The organism is Streptomyces sp. NPDC037242 (assembly GCF_055604165.1).
Window position 1 is genome coordinate 150,567 of sequence record NZ_JBVJUY010000001.1, and the last position, 25,619, is coordinate 176,185.

21 protein-coding genes and 1 tRNA gene are annotated in these 25,619 nt (G+C 74.4%); 9 read left to right on the top strand and 13 right to left on the bottom strand.

The window, feature by feature from the left end; genetic code table 11:
• Positions 1-5: 5 nt before the first annotated feature.
• On the top strand, positions 6-761 hold the full coding sequence (locus ACZ7GJ_RS00600; RefSeq protein ID WP_470747972.1) for an alpha/beta fold hydrolase: 756 nt from the start codon (positions 6-8) through the stop codon (positions 759-761).
• 13 nt (positions 762-774) lie between these two features.
• Here ACZ7GJ_RS00600 and ACZ7GJ_RS00605 read toward each other — a convergent pair whose 3' ends face one another.
• The 7 genes from ACZ7GJ_RS00605 to ACZ7GJ_RS00635 form a co-directional block, all read right to left on the bottom strand.
• Positions 775-1,263: a TIGR00645 family protein gene (locus ACZ7GJ_RS00605; protein WP_470747974.1), complete on the bottom strand. Its 489-nt coding sequence runs from the start codon at positions 1,261-1,263 to the stop codon at positions 775-777.
• A 191-nt stretch (positions 1,264-1,454) separates the two neighbouring features.
• The gene (locus ACZ7GJ_RS00610; RefSeq protein ID WP_470747976.1) at positions 1,455-2,090 is read right to left on the bottom strand and encodes a hypothetical protein; all 636 of its coding nucleotides are present in this window, start codon (positions 2,088-2,090) and stop codon (positions 1,455-1,457) included.
• 106 nt (positions 2,091-2,196) lie between these two features.
• Entirely contained in the window at positions 2,197-4,281 is a 2,085-nt protein-coding gene (locus tag ACZ7GJ_RS00615; protein WP_470747978.1) for an RICIN domain-containing protein, read from the bottom strand.
• Positions 4,282-4,746: 465 nt separating this feature from the next.
• Positions 4,747-5,442 carry a response regulator gene (locus tag ACZ7GJ_RS00620; RefSeq protein WP_470747980.1) on the bottom strand — a complete coding sequence of 232 codons (696 nt, stop codon included), beginning with the start codon at positions 5,440-5,442 and terminating at the stop codon, positions 4,747-4,749.
• Between the two features lie 5 nt (positions 5,443-5,447).
• The gene (locus ACZ7GJ_RS00625) at positions 5,448-6,599 is read right to left on the bottom strand and encodes a sensor histidine kinase (RefSeq protein ID WP_470747982.1); all 1,152 of its coding nucleotides are present in this window, start codon (positions 6,597-6,599) and stop codon (positions 5,448-5,450) included.
• Positions 6,600-6,702: 103 nt separating this feature from the next.
• Positions 6,703-6,775, bottom strand: a tRNA-His gene (locus ACZ7GJ_RS00630).
• A gap of 74 nt (positions 6,776-6,849) precedes the next feature.
• A complete protein-coding gene (locus ACZ7GJ_RS00635; RefSeq protein ID WP_470747984.1) occupies positions 6,850-7,674 on the bottom strand; it encodes a CTP synthase C-terminal region-related (seleno)protein in 825 nt (274 codons plus the stop codon).
• Between the two features lie 95 nt (positions 7,675-7,769).
• Here ACZ7GJ_RS00635 and ACZ7GJ_RS00640 point away from each other — a divergent pair, with 95 nt between their 5' ends.
• Complete coding sequence (locus ACZ7GJ_RS00640; RefSeq protein WP_470747986.1) at positions 7,770-8,633, top strand: LysR family transcriptional regulator; 864 nt, start codon at positions 7,770-7,772, stop codon at positions 8,631-8,633.
• Positions 8,623-9,750, top strand: a complete 1,128-nt coding sequence (locus ACZ7GJ_RS00645) for a M24 family metallopeptidase (RefSeq protein ID WP_470747988.1) — start codon at positions 8,623-8,625, stop codon at positions 9,748-9,750. The genes ACZ7GJ_RS00640 and ACZ7GJ_RS00645 overlap by 11 nt, the downstream gene beginning before the upstream one ends.
• Before the next feature lie 21 nt (positions 9,751-9,771).
• On the opposite strand, the gene treZ is transcribed toward ACZ7GJ_RS00645, so the two are convergent.
• Positions 9,772-11,529, bottom strand: a complete 1,758-nt coding sequence (gene treZ / locus ACZ7GJ_RS00650) for a malto-oligosyltrehalose trehalohydrolase (RefSeq protein WP_470747990.1) — start codon at positions 11,527-11,529, stop codon at positions 9,772-9,774.
• Positions 11,530-11,641: 112 nt separating this feature from the next.
• On the opposite strand from treZ, the gene ACZ7GJ_RS00655 reads away from it, so the two are divergent.
• The gene (locus ACZ7GJ_RS00655; protein WP_470747992.1) at positions 11,642-12,205 is read left to right on the top strand and encodes an FHA domain-containing protein; all 564 of its coding nucleotides are present in this window, start codon (positions 11,642-11,644) and stop codon (positions 12,203-12,205) included.
• Between the two features lie 77 nt (positions 12,206-12,282).
• A complete protein-coding gene (locus tag ACZ7GJ_RS00660; RefSeq protein ID WP_470747994.1) occupies positions 12,283-12,747 on the top strand; it encodes a GNAT family N-acetyltransferase in 465 nt (154 codons plus the stop codon).
• On the opposite strand, the gene ACZ7GJ_RS00665 is transcribed toward ACZ7GJ_RS00660, so the two are convergent.
• Both ACZ7GJ_RS00665 and lpdA read right to left on the bottom strand, forming a co-directional pair.
• Positions 12,737-13,993 (bottom strand): M14 family zinc carboxypeptidase, encoded by a 1,257-nt coding sequence (locus tag ACZ7GJ_RS00665; protein WP_470747996.1) that lies wholly within the window; start codon positions 13,991-13,993, stop codon positions 12,737-12,739. The genes ACZ7GJ_RS00660 and ACZ7GJ_RS00665 overlap by 11 nt on opposite strands.
• A 207-nt stretch (positions 13,994-14,200) precedes the next feature.
• A complete protein-coding gene (lpdA, locus tag ACZ7GJ_RS00670) occupies positions 14,201-15,634 on the bottom strand; it encodes a dihydrolipoyl dehydrogenase (RefSeq protein ID WP_470747998.1) in 1,434 nt (477 codons plus the stop codon).
• An 84-nt stretch (positions 15,635-15,718) separates the two neighbouring features.
• On the opposite strand from lpdA, the gene ACZ7GJ_RS00675 reads away from it, so the two are divergent.
• Positions 15,719-16,591: a LysR family transcriptional regulator gene (locus ACZ7GJ_RS00675; RefSeq protein WP_470748000.1), complete on the top strand. Its 873-nt coding sequence runs from the start codon at positions 15,719-15,721 to the stop codon at positions 16,589-16,591.
• Here the strand turns inward: ACZ7GJ_RS00675 and treY are convergent.
• Complete coding sequence (gene treY / locus ACZ7GJ_RS00680) at positions 16,574-18,820, bottom strand: malto-oligosyltrehalose synthase (RefSeq protein ID WP_470748002.1); 2,247 nt, start codon at positions 18,818-18,820, stop codon at positions 16,574-16,576. The genes ACZ7GJ_RS00675 and treY overlap by 18 nt on opposite strands.
• Positions 18,821-18,929: 109 nt before the next feature.
• Here treY and ACZ7GJ_RS00685 point away from each other — a divergent pair, with 109 nt between their 5' ends.
• Entirely contained in the window at positions 18,930-20,213 is a 1,284-nt protein-coding gene (locus tag ACZ7GJ_RS00685) for an MFS transporter (RefSeq protein WP_470748004.1), read from the top strand.
• On the opposite strand, the gene glgX is transcribed toward ACZ7GJ_RS00685, so the two are convergent.
• The gene (gene glgX / locus ACZ7GJ_RS00690; RefSeq protein ID WP_470748006.1) at positions 20,198-22,312 is read right to left on the bottom strand and encodes a glycogen debranching protein GlgX; all 2,115 of its coding nucleotides are present in this window, start codon (positions 22,310-22,312) and stop codon (positions 20,198-20,200) included. The genes ACZ7GJ_RS00685 and glgX overlap by 16 nt on opposite strands.
• Before the next feature lie 306 nt (positions 22,313-22,618).
• Here glgX and ACZ7GJ_RS00695 point away from each other — a divergent pair, with 306 nt between their 5' ends.
• Complete coding sequence (locus ACZ7GJ_RS00695; protein ID WP_470748008.1) at positions 22,619-23,878, top strand: SAV2148 family HEPN domain-containing protein; 1,260 nt, start codon at positions 22,619-22,621, stop codon at positions 23,876-23,878.
• A 105-nt stretch (positions 23,879-23,983) separates the two neighbouring features.
• Positions 23,984-24,703: an exonuclease domain-containing protein gene (locus tag ACZ7GJ_RS00700; RefSeq protein WP_470748010.1), complete on the top strand. Its 720-nt coding sequence runs from the start codon at positions 23,984-23,986 to the stop codon at positions 24,701-24,703.
• Positions 24,704-24,751: 48 nt separating this feature from the next.
• Here ACZ7GJ_RS00700 and ACZ7GJ_RS00705 read toward each other — a convergent pair whose 3' ends face one another.
• The gene (locus tag ACZ7GJ_RS00705) at positions 24,752-25,612 is read right to left on the bottom strand and encodes a phosphotransferase enzyme family protein (protein WP_470748012.1); all 861 of its coding nucleotides are present in this window, start codon (positions 25,610-25,612) and stop codon (positions 24,752-24,754) included.
• Positions 25,613-25,619: the final 7 nt, after the last annotated feature.

Here is a 25,619-nt window from a genome sequence, read left to right on the forward strand (position 1 = left end):
AACGCATGGCCATCACCCACCGCCGGATCGGCACCGGACCCGTCCGCGTCATCGTGCTGCACGACTGGTTCGGCACCTCCGCGAACTGGGGCTCCGTACTGGAGTACCTGGACCCGCAGGAGTTCTCGTACGCCTTCCTCGACTACCGCGGCTACGGCGAGCGCCGCGAGGTCCCCGGCCGCTACAGCCTCCCCGAGATCGCCGACGACGTCCTCGGACTGGCCGACCAGCTCGGCTGGGACACCTTCTCCCTCCTCGGCCACTCCATGGGCGGCAAGGCGGCCCAGCAGGTCCTGGTCCGCGCCCCCGAGCGGATCGAGAAGCTGATCGGCGTCACTCCGGTCCCGGCGGCCCCGTACGAGATGGACGACGCGACCCACGCGCTCTTCTACGGCGCCTCCGGAAACGCGGAGAACCGCCGCGCCATCCTCGACCTCGTCACCGGCAACCGCACGAGCCGGCACTGGCTGGGGCGCATGGTCGCGCACTCCCTCGACGTCTCCCGGCCCGAGGCCTTCGCCGGGTACCTGGCGAGCTGGCAGCCGCTGGACCTGTCCGCCGCGGTGAAGGGCAACACCGTCCCGGTGCTGGTGCTCGTCGGGGAGTACGACCTCGCGCTGACCGCCGAGGTCATGCGCGCCACCTGGCAGGTCTGGTACCCGAACTGCCGGATCCGCACCCTGCCCGGCGCCGGCCACTACCCGCCGCACGAGACCCCGGTGGCCTTCGCCACCGAGATCGAGGCCTTCCTGCGCAGCTAGTGCCTACGCGGCCCTAGGTCGTGTGGTCCTCGGCCTTGGGGAGCAGGCGGTCGATCATGGCGAGTGCGATGGCCGAGACGATGAAGGCCAGATGCACGATCACCTGCCACATCGTCTGCTCCCAGTGCCAGTTGGGCCTGGTGATCTCGATGAAGGACTTCAGCAGGTGGATCGAGGAGATCCCGATGATGGCCGTGGCCAGCTTGACCTTCAGCACGTTCGCGTTGACGTGGCTCAGCCACTCCGGCTCGTCCGGATGGTCCTTGAGGTCGACCCGGGCCACGAAGGTCTCGTACCCGCCGACGATCACCATCAGCAGCAGGTTGGCGACCATCACCACGTCGACCAGGCCGAGGACGATCAGCATGGTGCCGGTCTCGTCCAGGGTGCGGATGTCGCCCACGAGGTGGGCGAGCTCCTTCAGGAAGATCCACACGTAGACCGCCTGGGCCACGATCAGGCCCAGGTACAGCGGCAGTTGCAGCCACCGGCTGAGGAACATCACGGCACCGATGCGGTGGCCGGGGGTGGGGGAGGTTCTGACGGGAGTCGGGGGAGTCGCGGGGGTCATTCGGGGCTTTCGTCGGCAGGTCACGAGACCCTTCCAGACTGCCCTCCGGCCCGGCCCGAAGACCTCGGCCGGAGGTACGGAAGTCCCGCCCGGCCTCCACCGATCGGACTACCCCCGGGGTCCTACGGGCGCCTGCGCGCCCTGCGGCGGCGCAGCAGTACGCCGACGGCCGCGCCGGCGAAGGCGGTCACGCAGACCCCGGCCGCGGTCCACCAGGCAGCGGTACGGTCCGCGGCGGCGGGTTCGGTCGCAGGGCTCGCGGCCGGCGTCGCTGTCGGCGTGGGCGTGGGCGTGGGCGTCGGCGCAGGGGCCGGGGTCGACGCCGGAGCCGCAGTCGCGGTCGCCGCCGGGCCGCCGGTGGACGGCGCCGGATCCACCACGGGTACGCCCACTTCGCGGTCGCCGTGGCCAAGGGCCGGGAACCCGACGTCCACGCTCACCTTCCAGGACCCGGGCGGCAGCGTCTCGGCCGTGCTCCACCCGGCGGGCGGCGCGGCCGGATCGCGGACCAGGCGCCAGGGCCCGAGCGTGCGGGAGCCGTCGACGCTGACCGCGTTCACGGTGGCGGCGACCGCGGTGTCGACGGCGTCCCCGTCGTTCTCCCAGGTGATGTCCGCGGTGACGTGGCCGGCCCGCTGGCCGGTGACCACCACCTTCACGGTGTCGCCGTGCGCGTGCGCCGCGGCGGGGGACAGCAGGATCAGGCCGAGTGCGCCCAGGGAGGTCAGGGCGGCCGGGAAAGCGGTTCGTCTGTGCATCGTCGCTGTGCTCCGGGAGGGGTGAGGGGAGGGGCCGGCTGGACGGCCGGGGGAGGCGGCCGTCCAGCCGGGGTCGGGCGGGTCAGCCGGTTACCCGGTTAACCGGTTAACCGGCCTTCTGTACGGTCCACAGCTGGGCCGCGCCACCGTCGGCGCGCTGGAGCTCCAGCAGCCAGGTCCCGTAGTAGGGGCGCTTGCTCACCGTCAGGGCGAAGCCGCCGCCCGGGTCCGTGACGGTCACCGCGCCGCCCCGCGACGTCAGCCGCCAGGACTGCGCATCGTCCGAGCCGCACGGCCGCTGGGCGACCCACATGCCCGCGGAGGGCGCGCCGCCCGGCTGCAGGCACTTGCCGGACGCCGCCGAGCGGATGCGGACCCGGCCGTCTCCCGCGTCGTCGAAGTACCACTGCTGCTGCGCGTAGCCGTTGGCACGGGACCCGACGAGCACGGTGCCGTCGGCGCTGCGGCCGCCCCACAGTTCGGCCGCCATGCCGGTGCTTCCGTTGCCGAGCACGTAGCGGCTGCCGGGGGTGGTCGTCCCGCCGTCCGTGCTTGCCGTACGGAAGGACGCGGCCTGGCCGGCGCCGCTGTCGCGGCCGGCGCCGTCGCGCACGGAGACGGCGACGGAGTAGGAGGTGCCGGGCTGGAGGTTGTAGATCCGCAGCACCTGGGACTGGACCCAGGTCAGGTGCTTGCCGTTCAGCAGCACCTGGTACCAGGCGGCGCCCTCGACCTTGGGCCAGCTCACCACGACGGAGTCGGAGCGGATCTGGCCGGCCGTCACGGCCGGTCCGCCCGTGGGCTTCTTGGTCGGGGTCGGCGTGGGCTTCGCGGTCGGCGTCGGGGTCGGCTTGGGGTTCGGGTCGGTGCCGCCCCCGCCGCCGCCCTTGTTCCGCATCAGGAACTGGTTGTCGGCGATGTTCCAGTGCGTGGCCAGGTAGCTGCCGGCCTTCGGGCTGGTGTGGAAGTAGTCGTCGTGGTTGCAGTCCAGGATGTTCTCGGCCGCCTGGTTGGTGCAGATGTTGCGCATCTGCGGGTAGTACGGGGTGTCCGAGTAGCACATGACGTCGAACTCGTCGGTGCAGTGGGCGCCGCGGCTGGTGTTCGGGGCGCTGTTGTTGACCGCGCCCAGGTTGTGGCCCAGTTCGTGCGCGGCGGTGTGGCCGCCCCAGCAGCCGGAGTCCGTACGGCCGTAGGAGGGGCCGAAGTTGCTCTGGTTGGCCTGGCCCGGCCGCTCGTCGCCGTTGAAGGTGCCGATGCCGCAGTAGACCTTGGTGTCCGCGAAGATCATGTACTTGCGGTCCCGGCGGTCCAGGCCCTTGCCGGCGAGCGCGGCGTTGGTCGCGCTGAACTCGGCCAGGGCCGAGTCGGGGAGCTCGATGTTGAGCACGGTCGGGGTGCAGTCGGCGGCCGTGACGTAGCGGATGTGGCGTACTCCGCCCGTCTCCTGGGCGCTCGTCGAGTAGATGAGGTCGGCGTCTGCCGCCCACTTGCGGAACGAGGCGACGTACTCGGAGAAGCGGTCCCGGCCGGGGCCGTGGACGTACACGACCTGGACGCGGTTGCCGGTGCTGCCGTCGCCGTCGCACTGGACGGTCTGGCCCGCGGGGCCCGCGGCGACGGCCTTGTCGCCGGCCGCGGCGGTGCCGGGGCCGGGCGCGGGCGCGGCGGCGGCAGCACCCTTGGCGGCTCCGGCGTCGGCGGCGGCGGGCGCGTCCTGAGGACGCCCGCCGTCCTGGGTGGCGGCCGGGTCCTCGGCCGCGGGGCGGGCCGGATCGGCCGCCTCGGCCGTGGTGGCGACGGCCGGCGCGATGTCCTTCTTGATGTCGACGCCCTTGGGCGGGGCGTCGGGGCCGTGGGTGCACAAGCCGGCCGCGGTGCGGTAGACGCCGATGCACCGGTCGCCCTGCGGGGCGGCCTGGAGGCCGTTGTAGACCATGCCCCGCCCGTCGTCGTTGGCGGGCGTGCCCGTGAGGGCGTCCGGCTCCTCGTCCCGGGCGGGCGCGGCGGCCGGTGCGGCGTCGGCGGCCGCTCCCGATGCCTGTGCGGGCGCCGCCGCCTGGGCGCCGTCGCCGATTCCGGAGTAGGCGATGCCGGCGGCGATCACCGCCGCCGTGGCCGTGGCGGCGGTGAGAAGTATGAACCGGCGCGGTTTGCGCCGGTGTTCCCGCCGTCTGCGACGTCCTGTCATGCGCACCTCAAATCGTGATCGGAGTGACTGGGTGCGCGGAAGCCTGCCAGACGGATGCGGCGGAAAATTCGGACAAAGGGGAGCGTGCGTCAAGAAATCATTCCGTTACCTATAGGTCTGATTTGACGAACACTCAATTGCCAATGAAATCAAGGGAGTTGAGCATCCCTTGAGGTGATGGTCCAGGCCTTTATCGTGGCGTAGTTATCGAATCGAAATAATCGGTTCAGGTTTATTGACGGGAATTCAGTCGAGGATTCATCTAATTACTACCTGTCGAATTGACCCCGTCACGACCCGTAACGAACCGTCAGGACGCGTCAGGACCCGCCAACTCCAGCGCGCCCTTCGTCGCCTCGTGCGGGGGCGGCCGGCCTGGCCCCCGCCCGCCATGTGCACACACTCCGTGTCCCGCGGCGGGCTCGGGAACCGGCGCCGCCGATGGCCGCCCCGGCCGGGCACGGGTCAGGCGGTCGGGCCGGACGGGGTTGCGGTGCCCGTCTCCCAGGCCCAGGCGGCGATCTCCACGCGGTTGCGCAGCGTCAGCTTGGCCTGTACCGAGACCAGGTGGGTCTTGACCGTGGACAGCGAGACGAAGAGCCCGTCGGCGATCTCCTGGTTCGTCAGCCCGCGGGCCACCAGCCGTACGACGTCCAGCTCGCGCTCCGAGAGCGGGTGCCGTCCCGGCGTACCCGCCCCGCCCGCCGTGGGCGGCGCATCCGCCGGGTGGCCGCCGAGCCGCTCCAGCAGGCGCACCGTGACGGCCGGCGAGATGAGCGCGTCCCCGCGCGCGGCCGCCCGTACGGCCTCCACCAGCAGCGCGGGGCCGGCGTCCTTGAGCAGGAAGCCGCAGGCCCCGCCGCGCAGCGCCCCGTACAGGTAGTCGTCCTGGTCGAAGGTGGTGACGATCACCACCCGCAGCGGATCGGCCACCCCCGGCCCGGCCAGCTGCCGGGTGACTTCGATCCCGTCCAGGCCGGGCATCCGTACGTCGACCAGGCAGACGTCCGGGCGCAGCTGCCGGGCGAGCTCCACGCACTCCGCGCCGTCGCGGGCCTCGCCGACCACCTCGATGCCGTCCTGTGCTCCCAGGATCAGGGCGAAGCCGGTGCGGACCATCTCCTGGTCGTCGGCGATAAGTACCTGGATATCCCTCTTCATGGCTTTTATCCTGCCAGGCCGGGCAGGACCGGGAACACGCCGGTCACCCGCCAGCCGCCGCCCTCCGCCGGGCCCGCGGCGAGTTCGCCGTCCACCGCCTCGACCCGTTCGCGCAGCCCGATCAGCCCCAGTCCGCCGCGACCGCCGGGCGGGGTGTGGCCGCGCCGGGCCGTCCCGGCGTCGTTGAGGACCTCGACCGTCAGGCGTCCGCCGTCGGCGGTGAGCCGCACCCGGGTGGACCGCGCGCCAGGGGCGTGCCGCGTCACATTGGTCAGCGCCTCCTGGACCAGCCGGTGCACCGAGGTCTCCACCTCGGGGGCGAGCTGCACGCGCAGTGCCGCGTCCGACAGCTCCAGCACCGCCCCCGGCCGGTCCGCGACGAGCCGGCTCAGCTCGGCCGGCAGGTCCTGCGGCCGTACGCTTCCGGAGTCCTGCTCCCGCAGTACGCGGACCAGCCGGCGCATGGAGCCCAGCGTCTCGGCGCCCGCCTGCTCGATGGAGCGCAGCAGCGGGTCGAGGCGCTCGGGGGCGGTCTCCCGGATCGCCTGCGCGGCCTGCGCCTGGACGACGATCCCGGTGACGTGGTGGGCCACGAAGTCGTGCAGGTCGCGTGCGAGTTCGTGCCGCTCGTGCTCCCGTACGGCCGCGACGGCGCGGGCCCGGCGCTGGTCCAGGATCCGCAGGTAGCCGCCGAACCCGGCGGCCCCGGCCGCGGCCAGGGTCAGGGCGAACGCGGCGGTCTCCGCGGTGGCGTCGCTCGGCATCCGCAGCGGCGCCGCGGCGGCCGCCACCCACAGCGGCACGCACAGCGCGACCACCCGGCGCGGGGCGGTGTGTCGGGCGCACCGGGCCAGCAGCACCAGCAGTGCGGCCGACTCCAGCACCCCCCAACTGCCGCCGGTGCCCCAGTCCGGCAGCAGCAGCGCGGCGGTGACGGCGAGGGACAGGGCGGCGGCGAGCAGCGCCCGCCCGTCGAGGGAGAGCCGGGTCCAGCGGCCGGGCAGGAGGGCCACCGCGCCGACGGCGGCGCCGGAGGTGAGGACGGTCCACGCGCGGGGCTCGGCCACGGTGATCAGGTCGAGCGCCCACACCAGGAGGCAGCCCGCCGCGAGCAGCAGCGCGGGGAACCTCTCGCGGCGCACGGCATTCGGGCTCATGGAAATCCTGAGTTCGGCACGGGCTGCGGACGGCGGACGGCGGACACGCGAAAAGCCCGTGGGGGGTACGAGGAAAACCTCGTACCCCCCACGGGACCAACAGGGTGAGTGACGGGACTTGAACCCGCGGCCACCTGGACCACAACCAGGTGCTCTACCAACTGAGCTACACCCACCACGACGGGCGGCGGACCACCCGTTCGATGTGCATGCACAGCATAGCCGATCAGCGGGGTGGTCCTGCGACGCGTTATTCCGCCGAAGCGGCCGGTGAGGCGGCGTGCACCAGGACCGGCGCGGCGGCGCGCCCGGTGGCGCCTGAGGCCGCGCGCCCGGCCGCGTGTTCGACGGCGGCCTCGGCGAAGGCCCGCACGATCGGGTGCGGCCTGGTCCCGTCCCCGGACAGCTCGGGCTGGAAGAGGGTGGCCAGGAAGAAGGGGTGTCCGGGCAGCTCGGCGATCCGCACCTGCCCGTCCTCGTCGTGCCCCGACAGCCGCAGCCCGTGCTCGGTCAGCGCCGGCAGGTGGCGCGGCCCGGGCCCGTAGTTGCAGTGGTAGTGCTCCATCGACTGCTCGGCACCGAGCACGGACTCGGCGAGGGACCCGGGCTCGGCCCGTACGAGGCCCTGGTGGCCGACCAGCGAACAGGCCAGCGGGGCGATGAGCGCGTCCTCGGCGTCGGCGCCGGGGTCGTTCTCGGCGTGGGCGACCGAGGCCAGCCCGCACACCGAGCGGGCGTACTCCAGCAGCGCGTGCTGGAAGCCGCCGCAGGTGCCGAGGAAGGGGATCCCCTCCTCCCGCGCCACCCGGATCGCGGCGAGCGCCCCGGCCTCGCTGGCGTACGGGCTGCCGGGCAGCACCCAGACGCCGTCGAACCCGGCCAGCGCGCCGGAGGCGGTCCAGTCCTCGGCGTCGGCCGTCGGGATCCAGTAGGCGTCGAGGGCGAGGGCGTCGCGGGAGGCGAGGGAGTCGAGCAGCAGCGGGACCCGGACGTGCGAGGTGACGTGCGGGGAGCGGTCGCCGACGAGGGCGATGCGGGCGATCTTCGAGGTCTGCGGAATGTCTGCGGCGGTCATGTGGATCATCTTGTGGGCGGGACCGGGTTCAGCGCCAACGATTGTTCCTGCACACTCCATAAGCAGCACTGATGCACAGCTGCCAAGCTGGGCGCATGGATCCACACCTGCTCCGCACCTTCACCACCGTGGCGCGCCTCGCCTCCTTCTCGGCCGCCGCACGCGAGCTCGGGTACACCCAGTCCGCGGTGTCCCAGCACATCGCCGCGCTGGAGGGCGACCTGCGGGTCGAGCTGCTCACCCGGCGGCCCGTGGCCCCGACGGCGGCCGGGGTGCGGCTGCTGGAGCACGCCGCACCGCTGCTGCTGCGCCTCGACGCGGCCCGGGCCGACGTGCTGCGGCTGGCCGCCGCGCCGCCCGGGCGGGTCGCGCTCGCCGCCTCCCCGCTGTCCGTCGGGCCCCGGCTGCTCGCCGCCCTGCCCGCCTCCGGGGTCACCCTGCACGTGCTGCCGCCGGCCGAGGTGCCGGCCGCCGTCGCCACCGGCGGCTGCGACCTCGGGCTCGTCGACGGGCTCGCCGCGCCCAGCGACCCGCTGCGGCTGACCGACGTGGCCCCGCTCACCGTCACGCGCGTGGCGGAGGAGCCGCTGGCCGTACTGCTCCCGGCCGGCCACCCGTGCGCCGGTCGGCAGGAGCTGCGGCTCGGCGACCTGGCCGACGCGCGCTGGATCGACGCCCCCGGCATCGGCGCGCCGCCGCCCGGGGCCCGGACGGCCCTGCGCTACGAGGGCACCGACCTGCACGCCCTGTGCGCCCTCGCCGCGGCCGGGCACGGCCTGGTCGTACTGCCGCTGCGGGTGGCCCGGGCCGCCGCCGCGGGGCCCGCCGCGGGGGCCGTCGTACCGCTGGCCGGGCCGCGCCTGGTGCACCGTACGGAACTCCTCGCGCCCGGCGGTTCGTCCGGCGCGGCCGCTGCGCTCGCCGCACGGCTCACGGGAGGATCCCCGTATGGAATCTGACGTGGAATCCGATGCCTTCACCTCCGCCGACTACGCCGCCCGCATGGCCGCGGCCGCGCAGAGCGCCGCCGACGCCGGACTGGCCGGTCTGCTGATCGCCCCCGGGCCCGACCTGGCGCACCTCACCGGGTACCGGCCCGTCGACACCGAGCGGCTGACCCTGCTCGTGCTCGCCGCCGGGCAGGACCCGGTGCTCGTGGTGCCCGCGCTGGAGGCCCCCGACGCGGCCAAGGCGCCGGGCGCGGCCGCGCTGACCCTGCGGGACTGGGCCGACGGGAAGAGCCCGTACACCGCGGCGGCCCCGCTGCTGGACGTGGCCGGGCGGTTCGGGGTCAGCGACAACACCTGGGCCCTGCACCTCCTGGGCCTGCAGCGGGAGTTGCCGACCACCTCCTACGTACCGCTGACCGACGCCCTGCCCATGCTCCGGGCCGTCAAGGACGAGCGGGAACTGGCGCGGCTCGCGGCGGCGGGCGAGGCCGCCGACGCCGCGTACGCGCAGATCCTGCACGTCCCCTTCGCCGACCGGCGCGAGAGCGACGTCGCCGCCGACCTGGCCGCGCTGCTGCGCGTCCACGGCCACTCCCAGGTCGACTTCACCGTCGTCGGCTCCGGGCCCAACGGCGCCAACCCGCACCACGAGGCCGGCGACCGCGTCATCCGCCGCGGCGACATGGTGGTCCTCGACTTCGGCGGCCTCAAGCACGGCTACGGCTCCGACATCTCCCGCACCGTGCACGTGGGCGAGCCCACGCCCGAGGAGCAGCGCGTCCACGACATCGTCCGCGAGGCCCAGCAGGCCGCAGTGGCGGCCGTCCGGCCCGGCGCCGCCTGCCAGGACATCGACCGGGCGGCCCGGGCGGTGATCACCGAGTTCGGCTACGGCGAGCGGTTCATCCACCGCACCGGCCACGGCATCGGGGTCACCACGCACGAGCCGCCGTACATGGTCGAGGGCGAGGAGCAGCCGCTGGTCCCCGGCATGTGCTTCTCCGTGGAGCCGGGCATCTACCTCCCCGGCCGGTTCGGGGTGCGCATCGAGGACATCGTCACGGTCACCGAGGACGGCGGCCGCAGCTTCAACCACGCGCCCCGCGAGATGGCGATCGTCGAGTAGCGCGGGATCCGGGGCAGTCCGTCACGGACCGAGGACCACCGCCGACTCGCCCGGTACGTGGATCCGCCCGTCCGGACCCGGGTGGTCGGCGGGGTTCCAGGCGGCCAGTACCCGCACCCCGTTGCCGCCCAGCGCGATGGTCGCCGGCTCCCGGTCGAGGTTCACCACCACGCGGACGTCGCCCCGCCGGTAGGTCAGCCAGCGGCGTTCCTCGTCGTACGCGATCCGGACCGCGGCCAGGTCCGGGTCGCGCAGGTCCGGGTGGGTGCGGCGGAGCCTGATGAGGGTGCGGTACCAGTCCAGCAGCCGGGCGTGCGGGGCCTGGCCGGGCTCGGCCCAGTCCAGGCAGGAGCGGTCCCGGGTGGCCGGGTCCTGGGGGTCCGGGATCTCCTCGGCCTTCCAGCCGTGGGCCGCGAACTCCCGGCGCCGGCCGGTGCGCACCGCCTCGGCGAGCTCCGGGTCGGGGTGGTCCGTGAAGTACTGCCACGGCGTGCCCGCGCCCCACTCCTCGCCCATGAACAGCATCGGCACGAACGGCCCGGTCAGCGCCAGCGCGGCCGCGCACGCCAGCAGCCCGGGGGAGAGCGAGGCGGCGAGCCGGTCGCCCAGCGCGCGGTTGCCGATCTGGTCGTGGGTCTGCGTGTAGCCCAGGAAGCGGTGTGCGGGGGTGCGGCCGCGGTCCACCGGCCGGCCGTGGTGGCGGCCGCGGAAGGAGGACCAGGTGCCGTCGTGGAAGAAGGCCCGGGTCATCGTCTTGGCGAGCGCGGCCAGCGGGGCCTCGGCGAAGTCGGCGTAGTACGCCTGGGACTCACCGGTCAGCGCGCAGTGCAGGGCGTGGTGGAAGTCGTCGTTCCACTGGGCGTGCAGGCCCAGGCCGCCGGCCGCGCGCGGGGTGGTCGTGCGCGGGTCGCACCGGTCGGACTCGGCGATCAGGAACAGCGGCCGGCCGGTCTCGGCGGCGAGTTCGTCGACCGCGGCCGCCAGTTCCTCCAGGAAGGTCAGTGCCCGCCCGTCGGCGAGCGCGTGCACGGCGTCCAGCCGGAGCCCGTCGATCCGGTAGTCCCGCAGCCAGGCGAGGGCGCTGCCGATGAGGTACGAGCGGACCTCGTCCGAGCCGGGCGCGTCGAGGTTCACCGCCGCACCCCAGGGGGTGTGGTGGGTGTCCGTGAAGTACGGCCCGAAGGCCGGGAGGTGGTTGCCGGAGGGGCCGAGGTGGTTGTGGACCACGTCCAGCACCACGCCCAGCCCGGCGGTGTGGGCCGCCTCCACGAACCGGGCGAGACCGGCCGGGCCCCCGTACGGCTCGTGCACCGCCCAGGGCGCGACCCCGTCGTACCCCCAGCCGTGGCGGCCGGGGAAGGAGCAGACCGGCATCAGCTCGACGTGGGTGACGCCGAGCCCGGTGAGGTGGCCGAGGCGGTCGGCGGCCGCATCGAAGGTGCCCTCGGGGGTGAAGGTGCCGATGTGCAGCTCGTACAGGACCGCGTCCTGGAGCGGGGTGCGGGGCGACGGGGCCCGGGGTGTGAGGGAGCGGAAGTCGACCACCGCCGAGGGGCCGTCGGGACCGTCCGGCAGCCGCCGCCCGCGGGGGTCGGGGCGCAGGGGTCCACCGGCGTCCACCGCGTCCCCCAGCAGGAATCCGTACCGGGACCCGTCGGCGGCGGGGGCCTCGGCGACCCACCAGCCGACCCGGTCCGGGTCGCGCGCCATGTCGTACGCGGCATCGTCAAGCCGCATGGCGACCCGACCTGTCAGCGGTGCCCACACCTCGAACTGCACGGACGGTCCCCTCGTCTGCCGGCGGTACCCCAGCATGCCTGTCCGGCCCATCATTCCGGGCACGGCGGGGGAGTTCTGGACACTCCGGCCCTGACGGGCCGACAATCACCCTGTGACGTCCAGTTTCGAGTTCTCCGCCTACCCCGCGCCGCGGCTCTCCGACGCCGAGCGCGACCGGGCGCTGGGCCAGCTCAGGGAGGGAGCCGCGCTCGGCAAGCTGTCGCACGACACGTTTCTGCGCCGGATGGAACTCGCCCTGATCGCCCGGCGCTCCGAGGACCTCGCGGTCCTCACCGCCGACCTCCAGGGGCGCGATGCCGCCGAAGGCCCGTGGACCCACCGGTTGTTCGGCTGGGTCGGACGGGTGTCCGCCGTGTCGGTGGGCGTACGGCGGGCCTGGGCCGCCGAGAAGCTGCCCAAGCTGCTGCTGCCGCACCCCGGCGCCGGCCCGCTGCGGATCGGCCGCGACCCGGGCAACGGGCTCCGGCTCAGCCACGAGACCGTCTCGCGGGCGCACGCCGAGCTGAGCATGCGCGACGGGGTGTGGGTGGTGACGGACCTGGGCTCGACGAACGGCACCACGGTCAACGGCCGCCGGGTGACGGGCTCGGCCGTGGTGCGCGACGGGGACCAGATCGGGTTCGGCCGGATGTCGTTCCGGCTGTCCGCGAGCTGAGTACGGGACCCGGTCGCGGACGGCCGGGGCCCACCCCGCCGGTGCGGTGCGCGGGTCCGGCGCGCAGGATGGCGTACATGGACCACATGCCCGTCGTGCGCCCCGCACGCCCCGAGGACCTGCCCCGCCTGGTCGAGCTCATGCACGAGCACATCGCGTACGAGCAGGCCGCGCCCCGCCCGGCCGGTCTCGCCGACCGGCTCGGACCGCAGCTGTTCGCCGACGGCGCCCGGGTGTGGGCGCTGCTCGCCGAGACCCCGGACGGCAAGGTCGCCGGGTACGCCGCCTGCTCGGCCGAGTTCTCCTTCTGGGACGCCCGCCACTACCTGCACATGGACTGCCTCTACCTCGCCGAGGAAGCCCGCGGCCACGGTCTCGGCGCCGCCCTGATGGAGGGCGTGGCCGGCCTCGCCCGCGAGCAGGGCCTCGGACACGTCGAATGGCAGACCCCCCACTGGAACGAAGGCGCGATCCGCTTCTACGACCGGCTCGGCGCGACCGGCAGGCCCAAGCGCCGGTACGCCCTGCCGGTCACCGGCTGACCGCCGCGAGTCTCTCGTACGCCGCCAGCACGATCCGGGACTGGTGCTCCACCTGCGTGGCCACCGGCACCCACCGGGCCTGGAACCGTGCCGCGAACTCCCCGCACCACCCCGTGACGAGCCGGTCCACCCCGGAGGCCGCCGGATGCCCCTGGGCCCGCAGCACCCGCAGCAGCATCGCCGCGGCGCGCAGCGACAGCCGCCGCCCGAAGGCGTCGATGCTCCCGATGGACGCCGAGGTCGCCTCGGCGGGGGCCCCGGAGCCCGTCCATTCGACGGCGATCCGGGGGATCAGCGCCAGCGTCCAGTCCACCGCGCGCAGCAGCGGGGCCGTCACCGGGTCCGCGGCCCGGATCCCGTCCCGCAGTACGGCGACCCGGGCCGCCTCCTCGGTGAGCCGCCCGGCCAGCATCCGCAGGGCGCCGCGCGGGTCGGGGTGCGGGGCCGGGTCGTCCACCAGGTCGGAGGCCCACATCGGGACCTCGACGATCGCGGTCGTGCCGGCGTACCGGTGGGCGTGGTACCAGGTGCTGAGCCGGGTGTCCTCCGGGTGGAAGGCGCCGGCGGCCGGGGTGCCGGGCTGGGGCATGACGAAGATCCCGGGTCCGGGGGAGGGCCAGCCGGCCGCGTCGGAGGCGCCGGTCTCCACCGGGATGCGCAGCTCGGCGGCGGACTTGGCGAAGGGCTCGGCGAGACCGGGTATGTCCCGGGTGAGCTGCACCCAGGAACCGCCGAGGTCGGTGCCGTGGAGGGAGACCTGGAGGACGGGGCGCAGCTCGTCGATGACGGCGGTGAGGGCGCGGGTCTCCGGCGGCAGCCGGTCCGGGGGCAGTAAAGACGGGGCCCACTCGGGCTGTTCGGGGCCGGGCGGCCGGAAGAAGTTGCGGTGGTAGTCGAGGAGGGAGTACGGGCGGGGCGTGCGGTGCAGGGCCGCGCCGTCCGGGTCGGCGCAGAGCAGGAAGTGCCAGCCGCAGCCGGCGCGGGGTGCGGGGTCGTGGAGGACGCGGCGGGCCAGGGCGAGGGCGGTGGCGCCGCCGACGGGCTCGTTGGCGTGGGCGCCGGCGACGACGAGGACGCCGTGGGGGCGGTCGTGGCCCCCGACGGACAGGAGCCAGAGCGGCTCCCCGGCGCGGGAGGCGCCGGCCTGGCGGAGGCGGACGAGGGCGGGGTGTTCGTCCGCGAGTGCGCGGGCCGCCAGGGCGAGTTCGTGGGGGGTGGGGTAGCACATGTCACGGATGAGGGTCACAGAACATGCCATGCCCGCCGGGCCCACCGCCTACTGCTCCCCACGCCCCGCACTTCCCTCCGGGGCCCGGCCCCCGCGCCCCCGCGCCTCAAACGCCGGCGCGGCTGGATTTTGGCTGATGCCGCCTGCTGGCGGGCTGGATTGCCCGCAGCCCGTCCGGCGTTTGAGGACCGGGTCCGGGCAGAGCCCGGGAGGCCGACGGGCGCGTCAGAAATGCAGCCCGCGGTCCGCGAGGGTGAGGAAGGCTTCGCCCACCGCCTCCGACAGCGTCGGATGCGCATGGATGTGCCGGGCCACATCCCCCGGCTCCGCCTCCCAGCCCACGATCAGCTGGCTCTCCGCGATCATCTCCGACACGTGCGGCCCGACCAGGTGCACGCCCAGCACCCGCCCGCCCCGCTCGGCGACCACCTTCACCGTGCCGCCCTGCCCGTGCACCATCCCCTTGGCGACGGCCGTCAACGGCATGGAGTGCACCACCACGTCGTACGCCCCCGCCCGCGCCTGCGCCTCGGTCAGCCCGACCGCGGCGGTCTGCGGCGCCGAGTACGTGACCCTCGGCACCGCCGCGTAGTCCACCGGCGGGCTCGCCACCCCGGCCAGGGTCTCCGCCACCAGCAGCCCCTCCGCGAAGGAGGCGTGCGCCAGCCCGAGCGACGGCGGCGGCAGCAGGTCGCCGACCACGTGGATCCCCGGGACCGCGGTCTCCAGCCGCGCCCAGTCCGCCGGCGCCACGAACCCCCGCTCGTCGGTGGCCAGCCCGGCCGCCGCCAGGTCCAGCCCGTCGGTGACGGGCACCCGGCCGACGGCCACGAGCAGCCGCTCCGCCGTCAGCTCCCGCAGCTCGCCGCGCGCGGTGCGCACGGTGGCCCGTACCCCTCCGGCCGCGAGCCGCTCCACGCCCTCCAGCCGGGACCCGGTCCGTACGTCGATCCCGCGCTTCTTCAGGCCGCGCGCCAGGTGCCGGGACACGTCCGCGTCCTCCAGCGGGACCAGCCGGTCCGCCGCCTCGACGAGGGTGACCTCCGCGCCCATCGAGCGGTGGAAGGAGGCGTACTCCACGCCGATCGCCCCGCCGCCGAGCACCAGTACCGAAGCCGGCAGGCCCGCCGCGAAGAGGGCGTCGTCACTGGTCACCACGGTCTGCCCGTCGGGGTCCAGGCCGGGCAGGAGGCGCGGCCGGGACCCGGTCGCAAGGACGATCCCGCGGGCCGCGGTGAACTCCCGCCCGTCCTCGGTCCGTACCGACCGCGGCCCCGTCAGCCGCGCGCCGCTGCGCACCACGCGCACCCCGGCGTGCTCCAAGTGCCCTTCCACGCCCCGGTGGTTGCGCGAGACGATGTCGTCGCGGGTGGCGGTCAGCGCCGACCAGTCCACGGACTCCACGCTCGCCCGCACCCCCCACCGCTCGCGCGCCTCGGCTATGCCGTCCACCAGTTCGGCCGCGTGCAGCATGGCCTTGCTGGGAATGCACCCGCGGTGCAGGCAGGTGCCGCCCACCTTGTCGCGTTCGGCCAGGACGACCGTCAGGCCGAGGGCCGCGGCGCGCAGGGCGGCGCTGTAGCCGCCCGTACCGCCGCCGATCACGATCACGTCCACCGATTCCGACACCGACACTGATATCGCCGCTGAGTTGGTCATGGATCAAGCATGGACGCGGGCCCCGCCGCGGATCCAAGGCAATGATCGTCTCGCTGCCATGCACGTTCTTTATGCTTCCCGACCATGAGCCTGCGTCAGATGGAGTACTTCCTCGCCGTGGTGGAGGAGTCCTCCTTCACCCGGGCCGCCGAAGCCCTCTACGTCACCCAGCCAGCCCTCTCCCACCAGGTCAAGGCGCTGGAGCGGTCCGTCGGCGGCGAGCTGCTGGAGCGGCTGCCGCGCGGGGTGCGGCTCACCCCCATGGGCCGCGCCTTCCTGCCGCACGCCCAGCTCGCGGTCCGCAGCGCCCGCCAGGCCGAGCGCGCCGCGCGGGCCGCCGCCGGGGCGGTCGGCGGGGAACTGCACGTCGCCACCGTCCACGCCGTCGCCGTCGGCCTGCTCCCGGGCGTCGCCGCCCGCTGGCGGGCCCTGCACCCGGGGGTGGCGCTGGTGCTGCGCGAGTACGGGTCCACCGAGGCCCTGGAGGAGCAGCTGGAGCGCGGGGTCGCCGACCTCGCGGTGGGGCCCGAGCCCAAGGAGTGGAGCGGCCCGGTGCTCCCGGTCGGGCGGGAGGAGCTCGTACTGGTGGTGCCGTTCGACGACCCGCTGGCCGGGCGGGGCGCCGTCCGGCTCGCCGAACTCGCCGACCGCGACTGGATCCGCTGCGCGATGGAACCCTCCATCCAGGGCCAGGCGTTCCTCGACTGGGCATGCGGCACGGCCGGCTTCACCCCGCGCACCGTGCTGCGTACGGAGCACACCTCGACGGCGGTACGGATGGCCGCCGCCGGGGTCGGGATCGTCGTGGCCCCGGCCCACATGGTCCGCGGCGCCATCGGCGAGGACTGCGTGCTGCTCTCCCTCGATCCGCCGTGGCACCGCCCCCTGGCCGTGTTCTCCCGGGCCCCCCTGACCGGCGCGGCCGCGGCCTTCGCCGAGCTACTCCCGGTGCACTAGTACCGCGACGGGCCGCTCCCGCAGCAGTTCGGCCAGCGCCACCTCGCCGCTGTACGGGGCCTTCCGCGCGGCCCCGGGCAGCAGCGCGGTCCACCGCCCGGGCGGCAGCGCGAGGGCGGTGTCCCGCCAGCCGCCCGCGCCCGCGAGCCGGTGCGAGAGCCGCGTCGCCACCGCCACCAGCCCGGCCGAGCGGGCGAAGGCCACGCAGTGCTCCGCGGCCGGGCCCCGGGCCGTGAGCGGGACGTACCCGGCGAAGAGCCCGGGGCGGCTGCGGCGCAGCCGCAGCAGCGCGGCGGTGAGCGCCAGCTTCTCCTGCGCGGGGCCCCGGGGCGCGGCCCCCGCGTCCAGCCGGGCCAGTTCCTCGCGGGGGAAGCGGGCCGGGCGGCGGTTGTCCGGGTCCACCAGTGCCCGGTACTCCGTCTCCGCGCCCTGGTACACCTCGGGGACCCCGGGCATGGCCAGGTGCAGCAGCGCCATGCCGAGCTGGTTCGCGCGCGCGGCCTCGGCGAAGGCGGCCGGCGGGTTCGCGTCCGCCGGGGCGGCGCGCGCGTACTGCCCGACCGCGGCCTCGTACGCCGCGTCCTGCTCGGTCCAGCTCGTGTGCAGGGCCGCCTCCCGGACGCCCTTGAGCAGGGCCTGCTCCAGCCGCTCGGCGCGCTCCGGGACCTCGCCGAGCCCGAGCGCGGTCTGCCGGGCCACCCAGGCGAGTTGGGGATCCGCCCCGGCCGGCGCGCCCATCAGCTCCGGGTCCTGCGAGAGCACCGAGATCCGGGCCCGCACGTCCGCGCTGCGCTTCGTGTCGTGCGTGGACAGTACGGTCCCGGTCCCGGGCCAGTCCCGGGCAAGAGCGGCGCAGTAGGCGTGGAACTCCGCCACCGGCACCGCCGGATCCCCGGGCTCCCCGCCCACCTCGGTGGCCGACAGCAGCGGGGCGTACCGGTAGAACGCCCGGTCCTCCAGGGACTTGGCGCGCAGGGCCGCCGAGGTCTGGGCGAAGCGCGCCGCGAACTCCGGGTCCCCCAGCAGGAGTTCCCCTACGCCGGCCACCGGGTCGGCGCCGGCCCGCGCGGCCGCACGCGCCAGCGCGGCGGCCGGCAGCCCGGCCTCCCCGGGGTAGGGGCGGTAGACGGGGTAGGCGATGAGCAACTCCCGTACGGCCTCGGACAGTTCCGGCCCGGCCCGGCGCTGGAGCGCCGCCAGCTCGGCCGCGAGGTCGCCGGTCAGCACCGTGCGGGCGCACGCCTCGGCCGTCTGCGCCCAGCCCGGCAGGCCGGTGAGCTCCCGGTACCGGTCGGCGAGGCGGCCGGTGCCCGCCGGGTCGGTGAACACCCCGTCCACGCGGTGCAGTGCGTCGTACCCGGTGGTCCCCGCCACCGGCCAGGCGGGCGGCAGCCGCTCCTCGCGGGCCAGGATCTTCTCCACCACCACCCAGCAGCGCCCGCCCGCCGCCGCCCGCAGCCGCCGCAGGTACCCCTCCGGGTCCGCGAGCCCGTCCACGTGGTCGATCCGCAGTCCCTCCACCACCCCGTCGCGGACCAGCTCCAGCACCTTGGCGTGGGTGGCCGCGAACACCTCCGGGTCCTCGACGCGGACCCCGATCAGCTCCGAAATCGTGAAGAAGCGGCGGTAGTTGAGCGAGGTTCGGGCCTCGCGCCACCACGCCGGGCGGTACCACTGGGCGGCCAGCAGCTCGGGAAGCTCCAGGCCCGCGGTGCCCTCCCGCAGCGGGAACTCCAGCTCCCCGTACCGCAGTACGCCGCCGTCGGCCTTCAGCTCCTCCTGCGCGAGGGGGCCCGCCAGCACCGGCAGCAACACCTGCCCGCCGCCCGCCTCCCAGTCGATGTCGAACCAGCGGGCGAAGGGCGAGCCCGGCCCGTCCCGCAGGACCTCCCACAGGGGCCTGTTCAGCCGCAGCGGCGAGGGCACCGCCATGTGGTTCGGCACGATGTCGAGGACCAGCCCGAGCCCGTGCGCGCGGGCGGTTCCCGCGAGCGCCCGCAGGCCCGCCTCGCCGCCCAGCTCCGCCCGCACCCGCGAGTGGTCGGTGACGTCGTAGCCGTGCGCCGAGCCGGGCACCGCCTCCAGTACGGGAGAGAGGTGCAGGTGCGAGACGCCGAGCGCGGCGAGGTACGGGACGGCTTCCCCGGCCGCCGCGAAGGGGAACTCCGGGCGCAGCTGGAGGCGGTAGGTCGACGCCGGGACGACAGCGGCCGGAACGTCAGATTCCAATTCATGACCTGCGTACGACTGGCTCATGAGAACGTACGTACCCACCCTGCCGGATTCCGTGCCATTACCCAATGCATCCGGGTGACTGCACCGGGTTAACGTCGCTCAAGTGGTTGGAACCGTCAACACCTATCGAAAAGTCATCGCCCTGACCGGGCCCCTACTCCCCTTCGTCTCCTTCTTCGCCCGACTGCCCGTCGCGATGTCCCAGTTCGGAAGCGTGCTGCTGGTCGCCGAGACCAGCGGCTCGATCGCCACCGCCGCCGTTGTCGGCGGCACCCTTTCCTGTGGCCAGGTCCTCTGCGGGCCCGTCCTCGGCCGGCTCGCCGACCGGCACGGCCAGCGGCGCGTCGTGCTCACCGCCGCCGCGCTCAACTCCGTTGCGACCGCTGCTCTGGTGGCCGGGGCGCTCGCCCACCTCGACACCGTGCCGCTCGCCGCCATCGGCGCCGTCACCGGAGCCTCCGTACCGCTCATCGGGCCGCTCGCCCGGACCCGGTCCGTGGCGCTGGCGCACCGCGCCAGGTCCGAGGAGAGCGTGGTGGGCGCCGTCCACTCGCTCGAAGGCACCCTCGACGAGGTCTCCTTCGTCCTCGGCCCGGCCTTCGTCGGGATCGCCTCGATCGTCGCGCACCCCGCCGTCGCCCTCGGCGGCGCCGCCGTCCTCGTCGCCGTCTTCGGCACCGCCTTCGCGCTGCACCCGACCGCCGCCGTCTCGGCCGGGGCCCCCGCGCAGCAGGCCGTCGACGCCCCGGTGCGCGTACGGCCGCCGGGCGTCGTGTACTCCGTACGCGGCTCCCTCGCCCTCCAGGGCGCCATGTTCGGCGCCTGCCAGGCCGGAATAGCCGCCCTCACCATGGAGTTGGGCGTGCGCGAGCAGGCCGCCGTGGTGTACGCCGCCATGGGCGTCGTCAGCGCCGTCGTCGGGCTCGCCCTCGGCGCGCTGCCCGCCCGCTTCGGGCTGCGGCTGCGCTGGCGGGCGGCCACCGGCGCCGCGCTGGTGCTCTCGGTACCGCTGCTCTTCACCGAGAGCCTGTGGCCGCTGTACGCCGTCGTCACCGTCCTCGGCGCCGCCTACGCACCGCACTTGATCACCGCGTTCGCACTCACCGAGCGGGCCGTGGAGCCCGCCCGGCTCGCCGAGTCGATGGCCTTCGCCGCCAGCTCGCTGGTCGCCGGGCAGGCCCTCGCGCTGCCGCTCTCAGGACGGCTCGCCGAGTCCTACGGGCCGTCCGCCGCCTTCGCCGTGGCCGTGGGGGCGGCCGCGCTGTGTCTGGGCCTGGCCCTCTTCACGCGGGTACCGGCCGCCCGCACGCACGCGCCCAAGGCCCACGCCCCCGACCGGCCGAGCGCCTCGCCGGCCGTGGGGGACACCGCCTACGCCGGGCGCTGAAGCACCACCAGGCTCCGCCCCGTCAGCGCCACCCGGTCGCCGGCCGCGTACTGCGGCCCGGTGCCGGGTGGCATCACCTGCGCCCGGGCCGTGTCGACGACCACCCGCCACTGCGCCCCGTGCCCCGCCGGGACGGTGAAGTCCTGCGGTTCGGCGCCCGCGTTGAACATCAGCAGGAAGGAGTCGTCGGTGATCCGCTCCCCGCGCGAGCCCGGCTCCGAGATCGCCTCCCCGTTGAGGAACACCGTGAGCGCCCGCGCGTGCTGCGCCTGCCAGTCGCGGGCCCGCATCTCCTCGCCGTGCGGGGTGAACCAGGCGATGTCCGAGAGCTCGTCGTGCGTCCCCTCCACCGGCCGCCCGTGGAAGAACCGGCGCCGCCGGAACACCGGGTGCTCGCGCCGCAGCCACACCATCCGCCGGGTGAACTCCAGCAGGGCGGGCGACGGCTTGCCGGGCTCCGGCCAGGTCACCCAGGACAGCTCGTTGTCCTGGCAGTAGGCGTTGTTGTTGCCGCCCTGGCTGCGGCCGAACTCGTCGCCGTGGCTGATCATCGGCACGCCCTGCGAAAGCATCAGCGTGGCCGTGAAGTTGCGCATCTGGCGCTCCCGCAGCTCCAGGACGTCGGCGTCCTCCGTCGGCCCCTCCACCCCGCAGTTCCAGGACCGGTTGTGGGTCTCGCCGTCCCGATTGCCCTCCCGGTTCGCCTCGTTGTGCTTCTCGTTGTACGAGACCAGGTCGTGCAGGGTGAAACCGTCGTGGCAGGTGGTGAAGTTGATGGAGGCCAGCGGCCGCCGGCCGTCGTCCTGGTAGAGGTCGGAGGACCCGGTCAGCCGCCCGGCGAACTCGGCGAGGGTCCGCGGCTGCCCGCGCCACAGGTCCCGCACGGTGTCCCGGTACTTGCCGTTCCATTCGGTCCACAGCGGCGGGAAATTGCCCACCTGGTAGCCGCCCTCGCCCAGGTCCCAGGGCTCGGCGATCAGCTTCACCTGGCTCACCACCGGATCCTGCTGGACCAGGTCGAAGAACGAGGACAGCCGGTCCACCTCGTGGAACTGGCGGGCCAGGGTGGCCGCGAGGTCGAAGCGGAAGCCGTCCACGTGCATCTCGGTGACCCAGTAGCGCAGCGAGTCCATGATCAGCTGGAGCACGTGCGGCGAGCGCATGAGGAGCGAGTTGCCCGTGCCCGTGGTGTCCGTGTAGTGCCGAGGGTCCTCCGCCAGGCGGTAGTACGAGGCGTTGTCGAGCCCCCGGAAGGACAGCGTCGGGCCCAGGTGGTTGCCCTCGGCCGTGTGGTTGTAGACCACGTCCAGGATCACCTCGATCCCCGCCTCGTGCAGGGCCCGGACCGCCGACTTGAACTCCAGCACCTGCTGGCCGCGGTCCCCGGAGGCGTAGCGGTTGTGCGGGGCGAAGAAGCCGATCGTGTTGTAGCCCCAGTAGTTGCTCAACCCGTCGTCCACGAGCCGGTGGTCGTTGACGAACTGGTGGACGGGCATCAGCTCCAGCGCCGTCACCCCGAGCTTGACCAGGTGCCCGATGACCGCCGGGTGCGCGAGCGCCCCGTAGGTGCCGCGCAACTCCTCGGGCAGGTCCGGATGGCGCATCGTCAGGCCCTTCACATGGGCCTCGTAGAGCACGGTGTGGTGGTACTCGTGGCGCGGCGGCCGGTCGTTGGCCCAGTCGAAGTACGGGTTGACCACGACGGAGCTCATGCTGTGCGGGGCCGAGTCCAGGTCGTTGCGCGAGTCCGGCCGGCCGAAGTGGTATCCGTACACCTGCTCGCCCCAGTCGACCCTGCCGGCGATGGCCCGCGCGTAGGGGTCCAGGAGCAGCTTCGCCGCGTTGCAGCGCTGCCCGCGCTCGGGTTCGTACGGGCCGTGCACCCGGAATCCGTAGCGCTGGCCCGGCATCACCCCCGGCAGGTAGGCGTGCCGGACGAAGGCGTCGGTCTCGCGCAGTTCTACCGCCGTCTCCGAGCCGTCGTCGTGCAGCAGGCACAGCTCAATGCGTCGGGCGGCCTCCGAATAGACCGCGAAATTGGTGCCGGCGCCGTCGTAAGTGGCGCCGAGGGGGTACGCCTGTCCCGGCCAGACCTGCATAGATAACGACTCTTCCCTTCGGTGCATCGGGCGTGCTCGGCTTTCGGGCCGATGATTCGGGCTGATCCGGGTGGACCACGTCACTGGCAGATCTTCCCCGAAAGAGGGGCCCGGCGCGGGGACTTGAGATGGTCCTACCGGGTGACCCGGAGAGCTGATAGGCGGGTCAGTGGACAATGCGCGCATCGGATAATGGGTCAACGGACAGCCGGTGTACGGGCCATCGGGCTGCATCGGGCGGCGCGCGCGGAGTACCCTTCCGTGATCACTGGAGACGGGCGTCCAGACGCAGAAGGCGGTGCACGGGTGACCTCGGGAGGTCTGGAGCTGCCCCCTGGTGACAGCAGTCACGAGGGCGGCCCGGCGGACGCCGTGGGCGGGGCCCCCGGCGGGGTGCCGGCCGGGGCGGTGTCGCTGGCCCCGCCGGCGGCCGGGAGCGTACGGGCCGGGGCGGAGCTGGACTGGGGCGCCGACGCGTGGAGCGAGGTCCGTACGCGGGCCCAGCGCGCGGGTCGTGCGTACATCTGGCTGAATCTCATCGAGCAGCGGCTGCGGTCGGTGGTCGGCGCGGTGCTGCGGCCCATCTACCAGCCGGTGCACGGCGAGGACGACTGGGTGGTCGCGGCCGCCGGACCCGCCGGACAGGAGTGGGTGCAGCGGGCCGTCGCCGTGCGCGAGGTCAGCCGGCGCAAGGGCTACCTGCTGGACCCGGCCGACGACAACGTGCTGAGCTTCCTGACGCTGCCGCAGCTGCGCGAGCTCATGGTCCAGCACTGGCCGTGCTTCGAGCCGTACTTCGACGACCGGCGCGAGATCGAGCTGGCCCTCGACGAGCTGGAGGTCACGCGCAACGTCGTCTCCCGCAACCGCGCCCTGTCGCGCCCCGTGCTGGAACAGGCGGAGCGCGCCTCGGCGCGGCTGCTGGACGTACTGGGCGGCGGCGGGGGCTCCCCGGCGGCGGACCGGCTGCCGATCGACGCCGTCGAGGACCTGGTGGGCGACCGGTACGCGGACGTCATCTCCGTCCACCCGGACCGGGTACGGCTCCAGCGGCAGCTGCCGGCGGAGGACCTGTTCGGGGGCGCGCGCCGGCTCGACGCGATCGGCATAGGGCTGAACCTGCTGGTGCAGAACTTCTCCGGCCGAAGACTCGTCCGGCTCACGGAGGCCGGCTGCCGGGTGCGGCTGCTGTTCCTGAACCCGGCGAGCAGCGCGGTCAAGCGGCGCGAGCGGGAGCTCGGCCTGCGCAAGGGCGAGCTGAGCCGCTCGGTGGAGATGAACATCCTGCACGTGCGCCGGGTGCGGGCCGGGCTGCGGGACCCGTCGCGCTTCGACATCCACGTCTTCGACGAGACCCCCCGCTTCACGGCCTACCTGGTGGAGGGGGAGTCCTCCGGCATCGCGGTGGTCCAGTCCTACCTGCGCCGGGCGCGCGGCATGGAATCCCCCGTCCTGGTCCTGCGCGGCGGCGGGCGCGGGGTGCCGAAGGACGCCGACCACGGGCTCTTCACGACCTACCGGGAGGAATTCGAGTCGGTGTGGGAGGACTCCCGCCCGGTGTCCTGAGGGGGCCGCTGCCGGACTGTCAGTGCCCCGTGGCAGGCTGAAAGTCGTTGACCGAAGGCACGGGGACGCGGACGCGGACGTGGATGTACGGGGGAGGGGCGAGACATGGGGGACTGGCACGGCGGTGTGCTGATCGGGTTCGACCTTGAGACGACCGGCACGGAGCCGGGGGAGTCGCGGATCGTGACGGCCGCGTTGGTCGAGGTGCGGGGCGGCGAGGTGCGCGAGCGGCGCGGATGGCTCGCGGATCCGGGGATACCGATCCCGGAGCAGGCGTCGGCGATCCACGGCATCAGCACCGAGCGGGCGGTCGCCGAGGGGCGGCCGGCCCGGGAGGTGGCGGAGGAGGTCGCGGCGGCGCTCGTGGAGCACTGGCGCGGCGGCGCGGTCGTCGTCGCGTACAACGCGGCCTTCGACCTGACCTTGCTGGCGGCGGAGCTCGCCCGGCACGGGCTGCCCTCGCTGGCCGAGCGGCTGGACGGCGCGGAGACCGGGCCGGTGGTGGACCCGCTGACCATAGACCGGGCCGTGGACCGCTACCGGCGCGGCAAGCGGACCCTGGAGGCGGTGTGCGGGGTGTACGGGGTCGTCCTCGACTCCGCGCACGACGCGGGGGCGGACGCCCTGGCCGCGGTCGGGGTCGCCCGGGCGATAGCCGCCCGCCACCCGGAGGTGGCCGCGCTCACCCCGGCGGACCTGCACCGCCGGCAGGGCACCTGGCACGCCCGCTGGGCCCGGGACTTCCAGGCGTACCTGCGGGGACAGGGCACCCCGGACGCGGTGATCGACACGGCGTGGCCGCTGCGCGGGCTCATACCGGCCTGACGCTCCGCCGCTCCGCCGCCGCCGGATTCGGAAGCTCCGCCCCCGGATTCAGAAGGGGTGCCAGCGCATTTCCCGGTCCCCCTCGCGCAGGGACGCCACCCGGCGGCGGAATTCGGCCAGGGCCTTCGGGTTGGCGGGGGCGTGCTGGGAGACCCAGGCGCAGCTCGCCGTCTCGCGGGCGCCGCGCAGGACCGCGCATCCCTCCCAGTCGCGCACGTCCCAGCCGTACGCCTTCGTGAAGGCCGCGTACTGGTCGGCCGGGAGGCCGTACCGGTCGCGGGCGAGTGCCATCACCACCAGGTCGTGCTCCCGCAGGTCGCCGGAGACCGTCTCCAGGTCGACCAGGACCGGGCCGTCCGGACCCACGTGGACGTTGCGGGGGAGCGCGTCGCCGTGGACCGGCCCCGGCGGCAGGTGCGGGGTGAGGGCGGCGACCTCGGCGGCGTAGCCGTCGCGCCGGGCCCGCAGGTACGCGGCGTCCGAAGGGTCGATCGCCCCGCCGGCCAGCCGGAGCCAGCGCTCGACCCCGCCCAGCAGGTCGCGCGGGGGCAGGGCGAAGGGCGGTGCGGGCAGGGCGTGGAGCTGCCGCAGCAGTACCGCGAGGTCCTCCGGGCCGGCCGGGCGGACCGCTTCCGGGAGCCGGTGCCACAGGGTCACCGGGTGCCCGTCCACCAGGCGCGGCTCGGGTTCGGCCGCGCGGACCGCCCGTACCCCGGACCCGGCGAGCCAGCCCGCCACGGCGAGCTCCCGCTCGGCGCGGGGCAGCAGGGACGCTTCCCGGCCGACCTTCGCCACCAGGTCGCCGACGCCGAAGACGGCGTTCTCGCCGAAGGCGATCAGCTCGGGTGCCGCGGAGCCGCCGGTCAGGCCCGCCGCCGTCAGTACGTCCCTGGCCTGCGCCTCGTCCATGCCGCCC